The sequence below is a fragment of the Psychrosphaera saromensis genome (assembly GCF_002954545.1).
Taxonomy (GTDB): domain Bacteria; phylum Pseudomonadota; class Gammaproteobacteria; order Enterobacterales; family Alteromonadaceae; genus Psychrosphaera; species Psychrosphaera saromensis.
On sequence record NZ_MSCH01000003.1, the window covers coordinates 461,413 to 474,541 of the forward strand.

Annotated in this window: 12 protein-coding genes; 9 read left to right on the top strand and 3 right to left on the bottom strand. The window is 36.4% G+C overall.

Annotated features, from left to right (window positions below):
* Positions 1-225: 225 nt before the first annotated feature.
* From BTO11_RS02080 to BTO11_RS02110, 7 genes are all read left to right on the top strand, one after another.
* The gene (locus BTO11_RS02080; protein WP_181135818.1) at positions 226-1,317 is read left to right on the top strand and encodes a methyl-accepting chemotaxis protein; all 1,092 of its coding nucleotides are present in this window, start codon (positions 226-228) and stop codon (positions 1,315-1,317) included.
* A 22-nt stretch (positions 1,318-1,339) separates the two neighbouring features.
* Entirely contained in the window at positions 1,340-2,173 is an 834-nt protein-coding gene (locus tag BTO11_RS02085; RefSeq protein ID WP_105051024.1) for a nitrate- and nitrite sensing domain-containing protein, read from the top strand.
* A gap of 233 nt (positions 2,174-2,406) precedes the next feature.
* Complete coding sequence (locus BTO11_RS02090; protein WP_105051025.1) at positions 2,407-3,891, top strand: ATP-binding protein; 1,485 nt, start codon at positions 2,407-2,409, stop codon at positions 3,889-3,891.
* A gap of 15 nt (positions 3,892-3,906) precedes the next feature.
* Positions 3,907-4,572, top strand: coding sequence for a response regulator (locus BTO11_RS02095; protein ID WP_105051026.1), 666 nt, complete (start codon positions 3,907-3,909; stop codon positions 4,570-4,572).
* A 132-nt stretch (positions 4,573-4,704) separates the two neighbouring features.
* Positions 4,705-4,986 carry an EF-hand domain-containing protein gene (locus BTO11_RS02100; RefSeq protein WP_105051027.1) on the top strand — a complete coding sequence of 94 codons (282 nt, stop codon included), beginning with the start codon at positions 4,705-4,707 and terminating at the stop codon, positions 4,984-4,986.
* A 2-nt stretch (positions 4,987-4,988) separates the two neighbouring features.
* The gene (locus tag BTO11_RS02105; RefSeq protein ID WP_105051028.1) at positions 4,989-5,468 is read left to right on the top strand and encodes a hypothetical protein; all 480 of its coding nucleotides are present in this window, start codon (positions 4,989-4,991) and stop codon (positions 5,466-5,468) included.
* A 310-nt stretch (positions 5,469-5,778) separates the two neighbouring features.
* A complete protein-coding gene (locus BTO11_RS02110; RefSeq protein WP_105051029.1) occupies positions 5,779-6,246 on the top strand; it encodes a GAF domain-containing protein in 468 nt (155 codons plus the stop codon).
* A gap of 24 nt (positions 6,247-6,270) precedes the next feature.
* Here the strand turns inward: BTO11_RS02110 and BTO11_RS02115 are convergent, their stop codons facing one another.
* Positions 6,271-6,924: a TetR/AcrR family transcriptional regulator gene (locus BTO11_RS02115; RefSeq protein ID WP_229793361.1), complete on the bottom strand. Its 654-nt coding sequence runs from the start codon at positions 6,922-6,924 to the stop codon at positions 6,271-6,273.
* Between the two features lie 143 nt (positions 6,925-7,067).
* On the opposite strand from BTO11_RS02115, the gene BTO11_RS02120 reads away from it, so the two are divergent.
* On the top strand, positions 7,068-8,105 hold the full coding sequence (locus BTO11_RS02120) for an MBL fold metallo-hydrolase (protein ID WP_181135819.1): 1,038 nt from the start codon (positions 7,068-7,070) through the stop codon (positions 8,103-8,105).
* 2 nt (positions 8,106-8,107) lie between these two features.
* On the opposite strand, the gene BTO11_RS02125 is transcribed toward BTO11_RS02120, so the two are convergent.
* Positions 8,108-9,874, bottom strand: a complete 1,767-nt coding sequence (locus BTO11_RS02125; RefSeq protein ID WP_105051031.1) for a hypothetical protein — start codon at positions 9,872-9,874, stop codon at positions 8,108-8,110.
* Positions 9,875-10,122: 248 nt separating this feature from the next.
* The gene (locus BTO11_RS02130) at positions 10,123-11,883 is read right to left on the bottom strand and encodes a hypothetical protein (protein ID WP_105051032.1); all 1,761 of its coding nucleotides are present in this window, start codon (positions 11,881-11,883) and stop codon (positions 10,123-10,125) included.
* A 214-nt stretch (positions 11,884-12,097) separates the two neighbouring features.
* On the opposite strand from BTO11_RS02130, the gene BTO11_RS02135 reads away from it, so the two are divergent.
* Positions 12,098-13,069, top strand: coding sequence for a CNNM domain-containing protein (locus BTO11_RS02135; RefSeq protein WP_105051033.1), 972 nt, complete (start codon positions 12,098-12,100; stop codon positions 13,067-13,069).
* Positions 13,070-13,129 lie beyond the last annotated feature (60 nt).

Here is a 13,129-nt window from a genome sequence, read left to right on the forward strand (position 1 = left end):
AAATTAGTACATAGTTTAATAAATCCGCACCAAGTTAGGTCAAAGAAAATACGCCTAGTAAAATTAAGCATTGATATTCAGCGAGTTACAAGTTGGAATATATATTGATATGTATAGAGATATAGAAACCTAAACAATCAATGGATTTGAAACTTAACACTTATGCTAAATACATTTGTTTGGCCCACGCGCCAGTTAGTTAAATATATAGGCTTCAAAGCTTATGTGGCGATATTAGTACTCTTTATCTTTACCCAAGTTGTGTTAGCCGTCTTTTTAATAACTGACTCAAATACAGCTTCAACTCTTTTGCTGATCAATGCCTGTTTGGTTTGTTATTTTAGTTTGTCACTCATTGTTATTTTCTCCCGCGAAATCGTCACTTTCAAAACTGCATTAGATAGCTTAGACCCAGAATCCTTTGATTACCGTAGCTTAAAATTACACAGCTTACTGCCAGTTGAATCTATTGAACAATTTATGAATACTTACCGTGAGTTAAATAGGGTGAATAATAAACACCACGAAAAACTCCACGAAGTAGATTATTCAGCATCGCAAGTTATCGAAAAAGCCCATGCGGTATCCGTCAATGTACAAAAGCAATCTGATGCTACAACTTCTACAGCGGCAGCCATTAATCAGATGAGCCAATCCTTTGTTGAAGTTAATAATAGGATCGCCGATGTTCATACCTCATCTAAAAATGCCAACCAAGACGCTAAAAACGGCAGAAGTACAATCACGGACTTAAGATCATCACTAAATATTGTGCTAAACGAAGCCAAAAATACCCAGCAAGATATTCAACAATTAGAACAACTGGTGAAAATAGTCACAACTTCATCTGAGTCAATACAAGCAATAGCCGATCAAACTAACTTATTAGCATTAAATGCATCAATTGAAGCCGCTAGAGCTGGTGAAACAGGCAGAGGTTTTGCAGTTGTTGCCGAAGAGGTTAGAGCCTTGGCACATAGTTCACGAGAGGCGGCTGATAGTATTAGTTCTAATATCAATGCAGCCTTAACTCAAAGTCACAAAATAGCTGAAAACATGGCAAACGTTGTTGAGCAAACTTCACATTGTCAGTCACAATCAACTCTGGTTGACGATGCGTTAATTGAGATCACATCAGCAACTATGTTGGTACAACAAAAAATGGAAAATGTATCAGCAACAGCGGAACAACAAAGCGCTGCAACATTGGAAATATCGCAACATATTGAGCTCGTTGTGCAAGGGGCTAGAGACAATGCTGAAATAGTAAAGCAAACAGAAATTGTCGCCGGTCACTTAAAAATGTTAACTCAATAGAGTCAGAAGGAATTAAATTAACATGTATATATATATTCTATTTGTTGTCATATTGACGTTAAGCGCGCTGCTCATTCATTCGTACAAAGTAAAAAAGACCAAAGCCCAACAGTTAGATGGTTTATCTAATATTATAAATATAAAGTCACTGATAAGTTTAGTGCAAAAACATCGAGGTTTGAGTGCCGCAAAGCTAAATGGGGACTTAAAACAGAAAGCGGAATTAAGTGATATTGAAAGGAAAATTAACAAAATCAGTAATGATTTATCCAATAAAAAAGTCGCAACTTCATGTCGTTGGATATCATTTCAAGATCACTGGAGTCGCTTAACCAAACAAAATATAGACACCGACCCGCAAAATAATTTTAAACAACATACACAGATGATTTCAAATCTACTTTATCTATTAGAGGATGAAGCCGAAAATAGTCATTTAAATTCATTATCACTAACGGCTATGCCTAACATAGGTTATGTTTGGCGAGAGCTTGTTGCTTCCACTGAAACTATAGGACAATCAAGAGCGATTGGTGTTGGAGTTGCTACGGTGGGAAATTGTAGCAGTGTCGATAAAATTCGTTTATCTTTTTTGGAGCAGCATATTAAGCTAACAAGCAAAGATATACTGTCTAAATTATCATTTTTAGATAGTTTCAGCGGCCAGCATAAAACCTTATTAACCACAGCTCAGACAAAAATGACTGAACTAACTAACATCATAGAATTTGAGTTGATTCAAACATCATCAATTACTATTACCGCGAATGATTATTTTACGTTAGCAACCGATAGTATTAGTGCTATTGATGATATTTTTAACAACCAGTTAGAACAAATAAAAATTACACTATGAATGTGAAAGACTTCAACTATCCTTCCTAATATTTCACTTGGTTATTAACCGTATAAACGTTATTTTTAATAGTGCACTGTATTTGCACATTGGCTTAATATGATCACCCTTAGGTTTTAATTTATTTAGCCAGAAACATTCAAATTACCACTCTATTCATCGAATGTATCTGTGTAAATCATGTTCCTGTATAACCATGGCAGGTTACGTTAAATAAGGATTTTGTCCCCACAATGAAAATTCAAAATAAGCTGTTTTTAGTATTATTTGGCTTTAGCTTTTTATTAGTCACTATTTTAGTGTTACTTATGCAATGGAGCCTAGGTAAAGGCATGATTAATTATGTTAATACTAAAGAAGTGCAAATTTTACAGCCGTTAGCCGTCCAATTAGCTGAAGAATATAAAGAAGATAACAGTTGGCTTTCTATGGACGGCCAGAATGATAAATTCCGACATTTGATCACTAATCAATTAAAAGGCAGTGAATTTATTGACGAGAGTCGACTTCCTCCGCAACCACGAAGAGGTATGCGCCCCCCGCAAAATGATGCAGATTCAAAATACTTTAGAAAAGCAAGAAACGACGGACCTCCGGGTAGAAGATTTCGTCCACCTCAGCAAGAGAATGAAGCCTATTATGCGTTATTAGACCAGACAGAAAATGTTGTGGCTGGCATGTACCTTGATGATTTGGATTATACTAAAACAGCAATAGAGCTTAATGGCGTTACCATTGGTTTTTTAGCTATCTCTAAACGAAATAGACTTACTAATGGTTATGAAATTGATTTCATCGAACAACAACAAAATTATCTGTGGGTAATCGCTTTGATGGCTATGAGTCTTGTGACTTTAGTCACTTTACCATTAGCAAGAAACTTAGTTGAACCAATAAAGCTTATTAGCCGAAGTATGCACCAACTGACACAAGGTAATTATAAACAATCTGTACAATTAACTCGTCGAGATGAACTTGGTCAAATGGCAAGAGACTACAATGAATTAGCTCTGACATTAGCGGAAAATGATACTGCCAGAAAGCGTTGGTTGGCAAATATTTCTCATGAACTGCGTACGCCGGTGGCAATACTGCGTGGTGAATTAGAAGCCATGTTAGATAACGTAAGACCATTATCGAAAGATAATATTTCGTCCGCTAACGATGAAGTAAAACACTTACAGCGCCTTATTGATGACTTAAATTTACTTACTAGTGCCGATGTTGGCGGAATGCGCTACCGTAAACAAGATGAAGAGCTAACTCACTTAATCTTAAATGAAGAACAGAAATATCAAAGCTATTTAGCAACGGCTGGTATTAAGTTAAATCTTAATATTACCGACCAAGAAATTGATGTGTACATTGATAAAACCAGACTTTATCAACTGTTTGAAAACGTTATCAATAACTGTATTAAATACTCTTACGCCACAGAGTTAACCATCTCATTGTCGGTTGAACATATTGGTGACAAACAATTTGCCGTTTTAACATTCGAAGACAATGGCATTGGCGTAGAAGAGGTACATTTAGCACACCTGTTTGAGCACTTGTATCGAGTTGAGGAATCACGTAACAGAAAAACAGGTGGAGCCGGATTAGGCTTAGCTATTTGCCGCCTTATTGTTATTGCTCATCAAGGCGAAGTAACCGCGCAACATTCTAAAAATGGTGGTTTATCCATAGTGATTAAACTGCCAATAGTTATAAGTTAATAAGAGAGTATATATATGTTGAATCCGATATTAATCGTAGAAGATGAGATAAAACTCGCTAGCTTATTGTCTGATTATTTTTTACAGGCAGAGTACACCACTCACCAAATTCATGATGGGAGTGTCGTGATTGACTGGGTGAAAGAACATCAACCTAGCGCTATTTTACTGGATATCATGTTGCCAGGAAAAAATGGCATTGATATTTGTAAAGAAATACGTCAATTCTCTAATGTACCTATCTTAATGATCACCGCTAAGGTAGACGAAATAGATCGACTAATCGGCTTAGAACTTGGCGCTGACGACTACATCTGTAAACCTTTTAGTCCTCGTGAAGTGGTTGCTAGGGTTAAAGCTGTGCTAAGAAGAACAGTCACGATAGAGCAAAACTCGGAACTACTTGAGCTAGACGAACATAGATTAAGTGTTGGATTTCATGGCAAGGAAGTATCGTTAACGTCGGTAGAATTTCAGCTGCTAAAACCTTTAGCTAATAAACCTGAACGTATTTTTACTCGTGAGCAGTTAATGCAAAACATGTATACCGATCACCGTATCGTTAATAACAGAACAATCGATAGTCATATCAAAAAGCTACGTAAAAAATTGGCCGATATCAGTGACGGTAAAGATTGGATTCATTCCGTTTATGGTACTGGATATCGTTTAGTTTTATAAAAGCTCGATTAATTTTATAAAAGTCCCCTTACTTACGTACTTCCTCAATTCTTGCACAATGTTTGCAACTTCTGTCGTTATTTTATAATTAATGCAATTGGCATAAGTCATTAATAACGATAGGAGCATTACATGCATATTTATTCAAAAATGCTACTGGCTTTAGTATTCAGTGCGACTACTTTAGTTCAAGCAGCTCAAACAGAACACGAACGTAAACCTCGCCCTGTATTTTCCGATATAGACACCAACTCAGATGGTGAAATTAATTTTGAAGAGTTCTCTATTCTAAAATTACCACACGGCGAGCATGAAGAAGTATTTGTCAGTATAGATGTCGACAACAACGGAGTGATTAGCAGCGAAGAGTTTGAAAATCACAAACCACCACGTCCTAAAAGAAAAGAGAGGTAGTAATGATTAATTCTGTAAGCTCTGGCATGTCGATGCCTGGAATGCAGTCATCTAGTTCAGGTCAGCAAAAGCTAACAACTGAACAACAAACGTTAATGTCTGAAACATTATCGCAATTTGATCCTGACAATTTAACCGAAGCTGATGCGCTATCGATTGTTGAAACGTTTTCAGAAGCTGGCATTCAGCCAAATGGTGAATTTGCAGATGCAGTGGCAGAATTGGGATACGATGCAAAAGAGATCGGTGATTTAGCTCAAGTATCGGAAGAAGGTCAAAGACCACCTCCGCCTCCACCGCCACAACAAAGCAGTGAAGAGATCACATCTTTGGTTGATTACCTTTCTGAATTAGTAGAAGAAACCTTAGCTACTAGCGGTTCTGAAAAACTAACAGATGAAGATAAAGAGTCTATTTTAGCTCAGGTTTTTGAAGAATTTAATATTGAAGATCAGAGCTCTATCATTAACACTAGTGTTTAATGTTAGATAAAATTATTTTTTGCAGAAGCCATTTTTAATATTAAAAATGGCTTTTTTATTTTTGCGGTCAAAAAACACTCAAGCTAGATGCGAATGCGTTTTGGTTACTAAAAAAGTTACTTTTGTGAATCAGCACCTGCTAATCAGAAAGATTTACATAACATTATAATTTTATTAAAGAATATAATTTCGATTAGCATTAATGCCCCTATCCCCTGATTTACGTCACTTTAACTCCACATAAAAAATATTGTTATCCTTTTCATAGAGTCGTATATTTCAGTTACTTATTAACTAACTTAGGTAGTATATGGCTGAAGTAAATTTCCATGATGTATTAAGCAAGCAACTAAACGTTGTTCGAAAAAAGCTAAATATGGAAACCGCTATTGTTAGTTATATAAACGACAATACATACACGTTAATTGCTGTTGATAGTCATTTGGAAGGCGTATTTAAAGCTGGGATGGCTTTTCCGCTTGAAGATACATATTGCCGAGACGTTTATCAATTTAATCAAGTAATGCGTTACTACAATGTTGGTTCTATGGACTCAATGTTGCAGCACCCTGCCTATTTATCAGTTCAATTAGAAAGTTATCTTGCCGCCCCAATCAATGATGATAAAGGTCAGGTTGTAGGTACAGTGAACTTCACGTCGTTAATGGCTAAACGCCAACAGTTTGAAGATAAAGAAGTTGAATTAGCAACGGATTTAGCGGCCTTCATTGGTAAGAATATTGAACAATATAAATTATTAATTCCTAGTGAGTCATAATTTCAATTCACTAACAAAAGTAAATTACACTTGGTAGTAGCTTAAAAACATGCCTACGGTCATCTCGACCAAGTGTTGTTTTTCGCCTACCGAAAGAGGAGCAGTTTGACGTAAAAGTTGTGGCCAAAATACCTGAGCTTTTAACAAGTTAGTAATTTGATCATGAGCAAAATCTATATCTAACGGTTTTAACTTTCCGTCAGCCATTGCCAACTTCAACCAACGTTTAAGTAACGTTTCTTGTTCAAACATTTTAGCCATTTTACTTTGCAGAGGTTCTGGAGCAAATAAGAAATGAGCCATAGCGATTCGAATTAATTCCATCATTTCTGTGTCGGCCATTAATTCAACTTCGTCCGTTAATAACAAAGTTAACTGCGACTTTATATCTTGTTCAGCACTGTATACAACGTCATGAACGGCAGTGCGTTTTTCCCAGCCAGCCAAAATAATTTCAGCAACTAACACTTCTTTACTTTCAAAATGATTGTAGACCGTACGCTTGGAGACCTGAGCTAGTTCTGCAATTTTATCCATGCTTGAGTCCGCCACACCGTATTGTTGGAATGCAGCTAACGCACCAGCGATAATAGCTTCGCGCTTTAACTCGCTACGTGTCTTCTTCACTTGTGTAATAGTTTCTGTACTTGATTGCTCTGTCATCGATTGCTCGGTCATGGATACGTCTCAAAATAACTGAACCAACATTTTTACACTGATCAGTTTACTTTTCAATTTATTAATTTAAACTGCACCGTGTAGTTTACTTTTTTTGTTGATCAATAATGTTAAAAATCTCAATCTTAATAGGGTTAATACTTATGACTTCTAGCTGCGTAAAAAACTTTGACGACAACAAGCAACCAAAGAAATTTACCAATACAGAGATAGAACATAAGACTAGCTTTAGTGACTTTTATGCCATGCTCAAAGCTTATTGGAATGACAAACGTACACTAGCTACACCATCTTTTGATATTCCCGTTCAGCCATTAACTGCCGCTCAATTAGCACAAGATAAATTTGATGCCGTATATAGACTTGGCCACTCTACTATTTTATTACGCATAGACCACGAGTTTATATTAATTGATCCTGTATTTAGCGACCGTGCCTCACCAGTGCAATGGTTTGGACCAAAACGTTTTCATCAAGCTCCTATATCCATTGCTGATTTACCAAATATTAAAGCGGTGATCATCAGCCACGACCACTATGATCATTTAGATAAAGATGCCATTAAACTCTTGGACCAAAAAGTTGAATACTTCATTACACCATTAAAAGTAGGACAACATTTACGTGACTGGGGAATTGATGACGCTAAAATCACTGAGCTCGCCTGGTGGCAAACTACTGAAATTGATACGTTAAAATTTACCGCAACGCCAGCTCAACACTTTTCGGGTCGAGGATTATTCGACAAAGATGAAACTTTATGGGCAAGTTGGGTTATTGAAGGATGGGAGTCTAAAATCTATTTTAGCGGAGACTCAGGTTATTTTGGTGGCTTTAAAGAAATTGGCGAGCGTTTAGGGCCATTTGATTTAACCTTGATTGAAACGGGGGCTTATAATGAATTATGGCCGGACATCCACATGTTTCCTGAGCAAAGTTTACAAGCTCATATAGACCTAAAGGGACTTGCTATGATGCCAATTCATAATGGAACTTTCGACTTATCTTTGCATAATTGGTACGAACCATTTGAACGTATTACCCAGTTAGCTGCTGACAGTTACGTCACTTTATTAACGCCACAATTTGGTGAGGCAGTTAATATACAAGTTCCTAAGCTACTGCAGAAAGTACCAGTGACCGTAAATTGGTGGCAAGAGACTGGACAGATAGAAAAATAATATTAGCTCAGTTTAAGCGCATCATATTGCATATAAACATCTAGCGCTTTAGATTTTGCGGTAACCCTAGCCGCACCATCTAGTTCCTCTTTTTCTATTGTCTCTTTTTTAGTTTCAATGGTGCCTATGTACATATTAGACAATATATCTTCTATCAATTTTAATTCACTGAGTTCAACAATAGACTCTTCTGTGACTAAGGTTTTTACCCTTCCATCGGAGTAAATCCGCGTATCTTCAATTCGATTATCCAAAGTATGATTTGATGTAAGACTCAATGCGTCACTTGAACTATCCCACGTGATTTTATTTTCTAACTCTTCCTTACGACTTGTAATAACTATATCTTTATCCACACTTGCCAAACTAGATGGAGTAGAGGCTCGGGAATCAAGTGAGAAATTCTTTTTTTGCGAATATTCGTAGAGATTCTCAAGTTCTTTACTTTCCGTTACTTGAGACATATTTACTCTTGTACTGACTACATCATCAAGGGTCTTAAAGTCAGCTATGTTAAGTGAATATGAATAATCCATAAGTGATGAGATTTTACTAGTGAATTGGTTCGCTCCTACCCGTTTACCTATTGTTGGTATAACAAACTTGTCTATATCATGTTGGCTTTTTTGCGTATTTACATCAAACAATGAAGTAAACGACTCTACAATAAATTCATTTAATACCTCTTTACCTCTATTTCTAAAACCAAACTCATCAAGTAAATCTCTCATTTCCAAAGCGTAACGACTTAGCTCCTCATCATCTTTTTCGCCAAGTAAGGATGTGGTTAAACTGAAACCAAAATTCTGAGAACTACCCATTGTGTTATAGTTCATTGCTACTGACAAAGTCTGTTCTTGAGTTTCTTGATTTACTTCATATGCAAAACTGCTTTTATCGATAAATTTATTGGTATCAATTGAAAAGCCTTTTAATAAGCTCATATCAAAACTTTCAGCAATATTGATATTATCCAATCCCGATACGCTTTGATCATTTGAAAGCACTTGCCCTATATACTCAGAAGTCCCTGCAAACAACTGATTTAAGGCTTCATGTTCTTCCTCAGATAATTTACCATCTACTTGATATGATAAACCATTAAAACCCTCTTCATTGCCATAAGAAGAATTTCTTTGGTAAGTAACTGTGATGGTATCGCCTTCTTGGGTTTCTACTTCGAAAGTCACCCCCATAAATCCAGCACCCGGCAAATCAAATAATGAACTGCCTTGGGCAAATTTATTTTCTGCGCTCGCTGCAGGTAATTTATTTGTGAGATTGTTTTCTATATAACTTTGACTGGCGACTAAATACGATTCTGTATCGTTATCAAGTTGGCCTAAACGGCTGAAGATATCGGCAATATTTAGATGAGCAGCTTCCGAATATTGAAGGGCGTGTTGCACCTTATTAAATAAGTCCTCAGTATCTTTGTTTGACTTTAGCTGCTCTATATTCCCATCCACATTATTTACATACTGCTGCTGAATATAGAACGGCTCATCTGGAATTGGAGGTTTAGTCTCTTTGTAGGAACTTATAGTAAAATTGCTCTTACCTCCAGCATCTAACAACAGTTGATCGGCAAGTAATTGCTCTACATTCGGTTTGGACAAAACAACATGGCTGGAGTCTAATTCTTTAGACTTTGTAACATTTTCCAGGCTACCAGAAGCGCTCGTTAAATCACCTTTGGTCAAATTTTTGTTATCCACCGTTTTATTATCAACAGTGCTATTTACTGATGTAGGTTTCAACAATTCCATTTTCATTCACCTGACTAAAAAATAATTTACAAAATTAAAGAGCCTTATCAATACATCGGCAAGTGTTGAATAAACTTTAAACCATAAATAAAATTAGAATAAATGCTATCTTGATATAGAAAAGCGACTCGATTAAACCAAAGTAAAAATAGCGCAACATTTACGTGATTGGGGAATTAATGACGCGAAGATCACTAAACCTTCTTGGTGGCAGAGACTGTACAGGTAGTGAAATAATAGTAGTTGTATTACTTAAGTTTAAGCGCATCGTACTGCATGTAAACATCTAGTGCTTTAGATTTTGCAGTAACCCTAGCCGCACCATCTAGTTCCTCTTTTTCTATTGTCTCTTTTTTAGTTTCACGTGTGCTTGTGTACATATTGGTCAATATATCTTCTAGCAATTTTAATTCACTGAGTTCAACAATAGCCTCTTCAGTGACTAACGTTTTTACCCTTCCATCAGAGTAAATACGCGTATCTTCAATTCGATTATCCAAATTATGTTTCGATACCAAGCTTATTGTATTTTGTATGCCATCAACCTTAACTTTATTTTCTAATTTTTCTTTACGGTTTGTAATAACAATATCTCTACTGACATCTTCTGCATTGGATGGTGTTGATATATATGAGTATAGTGAAAAGTTTTTTTGTTGAGTAAATTCATATAACTTTCCAATTGATGTGCTTTCCGTTTTTTGTGACATTTTAATTCTTGCACTTACTTCATCTGGACGATCTTTATTTTCCGCCAGATTAAGTGAGAAGTTATAGTCCATCAGGGATGTTATTTTACTAGTAAATTGGTTAGCTCCAACCCGTTTGCCTATTGTGGGTATAACAAACTTGTCTATATCATGTTGGCTTTTTTGTGTATTAACATCAAACAATGAAGTAAATGAATCCACAATAAACTCGTTTAATAACTCATGATCGCCCTTTCTAAAGCCAAACTCATCAAGTAAGTCTCTCATTTCCAGAGCATAGCGACTTACTTCATCTTCATCCTTACTTCCAAGTAAAGATGTGGTTAAACTAAAATCAAAACTTTGAGCAGCGTCTCTACCTGAAACATTCATTTCTATCGATAAAGTTTGTTCTTGAGTTGCTTTATTTACCTCATATTTATAATGGCTTTGCTGCCCAAATAGTTTTGTGTCAATTGAAAAGCCTTTTAACAAGCTCATATCAAAGCTTTCAGCAATGTCTATGCTGTCTAATCCACCTTCCTTTCGATCGCCAACTGACATTTGCCCAACATACTCGGCTGAACCAATAAATAGTTGATTTAACGCCTCTTGCTCTTCCTCTGACAATTCACCATCAACCTGATACGATAAGCCATTAAAACCTTCTTCGTAGCCATAAGACGTACTCCTTTGATATGTGACAGTGATGGTATCGCCTTCTTGGGTTTCTACTTCAAAAGTAACCCCCATAGATCCAGCTCCTGGCAAATCGAATAATGAACTGCCTTGTGCAAATTGATTTTCTGCGCTCGCGGCTGGTAATTTATTTGTGAGGTTGTTTTCTATATAACTTTGGCTGGCAACTAAATACGATTCTGTATCGTTATCAAGTTGACCTAAGCTACTGAAGATATCAGCAATATTTTTATGAACAGATTGAGAGTGAGTTAGAGCGTGTTGTACTGTATTAAATAACTCTGCAGTATCCTTACCGTCACTTATACGATCTATATTGCCATTTACGTTATTTACATACTGCTGCTGAATATATAGCGGCTCTTTTTTGTCAACAGGTTCAGGCGCTACATAGCTCGAGATGGTGAATTGTTGTCCTTCGTTTAAAGGTAGTTGTTCTGCAAGTAGCTTTTCTACATTAGGTCTGGACAAAGCAACATAGCTGGAGTCTAATTCTTTAGACTTTGTAACATTTTCCAGGCTACCAGAAGCGCTCGTTAAATCATCCTTGGTTAAACTGGTTTTATCACCTGCTTTATAATCAGCTGTGCTATTGACTGAGGTAGGTTTCAACAATTCCATTTTCATTCACCTGACTAAAAAATAATTTACAAAATTAAAGAGCCTTATCAATACATCGGCAAGTGTTGAATAAACTTTAGCCAATAAATATTTTTGATAGCCTAAGGGTTGTTTATATTTCATTTGGCAATATACATATGTAGATAGGTAAATAGATAAGCAACGGCTAAAATCAATATTGGTAAGCCATTAGTTACTGAGTAAAGAGGATAATGTGTTTTTATTATTGTTGTTTGCCATTGTCGCTATTCTAGTTTCATTTATATGTTCAATTATGGAAGCGGTTTTATTGAGCATAACGCCTGCTTTTATTACTTCATATCCAAATAAGAAAATAGCGCAACGTATGACAATGTTAAATCAACATGTGGATAAACCATTGTCAGCAATTTTAACATTGAATACAGTTGCTCATACTGCTGGAGCCGCAGGTGTTGGCGCACAAGCCTCCCATTTATACGGCGACTCATCCATTGGTATAGCCTCGGCTATTATGACCCTATTTGTGCTTGTTTTTTCTGAGATCATTCCAAAGACATTGGGAGCCAACTATTGGCGAGAATTTGCGCCTTTTGTTACCTCAGTATTAACCTACTTAGTCTGGTTGTTAAAACCTTTTGTTTGGATGTCAGAACTTATCACTAAGCTGTTCAAACGTACTCACGATGAAAGTCATTATATGCGTTCAGAAATAGAAGCTATGGCAAAGATAGGTTTGCAAACTGGGGCATTACAACAAGGTGAGTCGGACATCATCCAAAGCTTGCTGCACTTTAGAGAAATATCGTTACGTGAAATAATGACACCACGTGCAAAGGTTTTCCGTTTGCACAAAGACACCACAGTTGAAGAGTACTGTAAATTACATGGCTCGGTTTCATACTCCCGAATTTTAGTATTTGATAAAAACCCAGATGACATTATTGGCTACGTGCTAAAAACCGACGTTATGCTGGCCAATAGTAGAGTGAAACCTAGCTATCGGATTTCTAAACTAGTTAAAGCGCTATTAACTGTGTCACAAACCTTATCTTTACCTGTGTTATTCAACAAGCTTTTAACACAACGAGCGCACATATCTTTAGTGGTTGATGAATATGGTGAGATACAAGGGATAGTGACGTTAGAGGACGTAATAGAAGCTTTGCTGCAAGTCTCTATTGTGGATGAAAGAGACCTACAGTAAAAGACGGTGAAAATAACAAAACAAGTTCAAGCCTAAAACTGGCTGATTTGTGTATTGTGC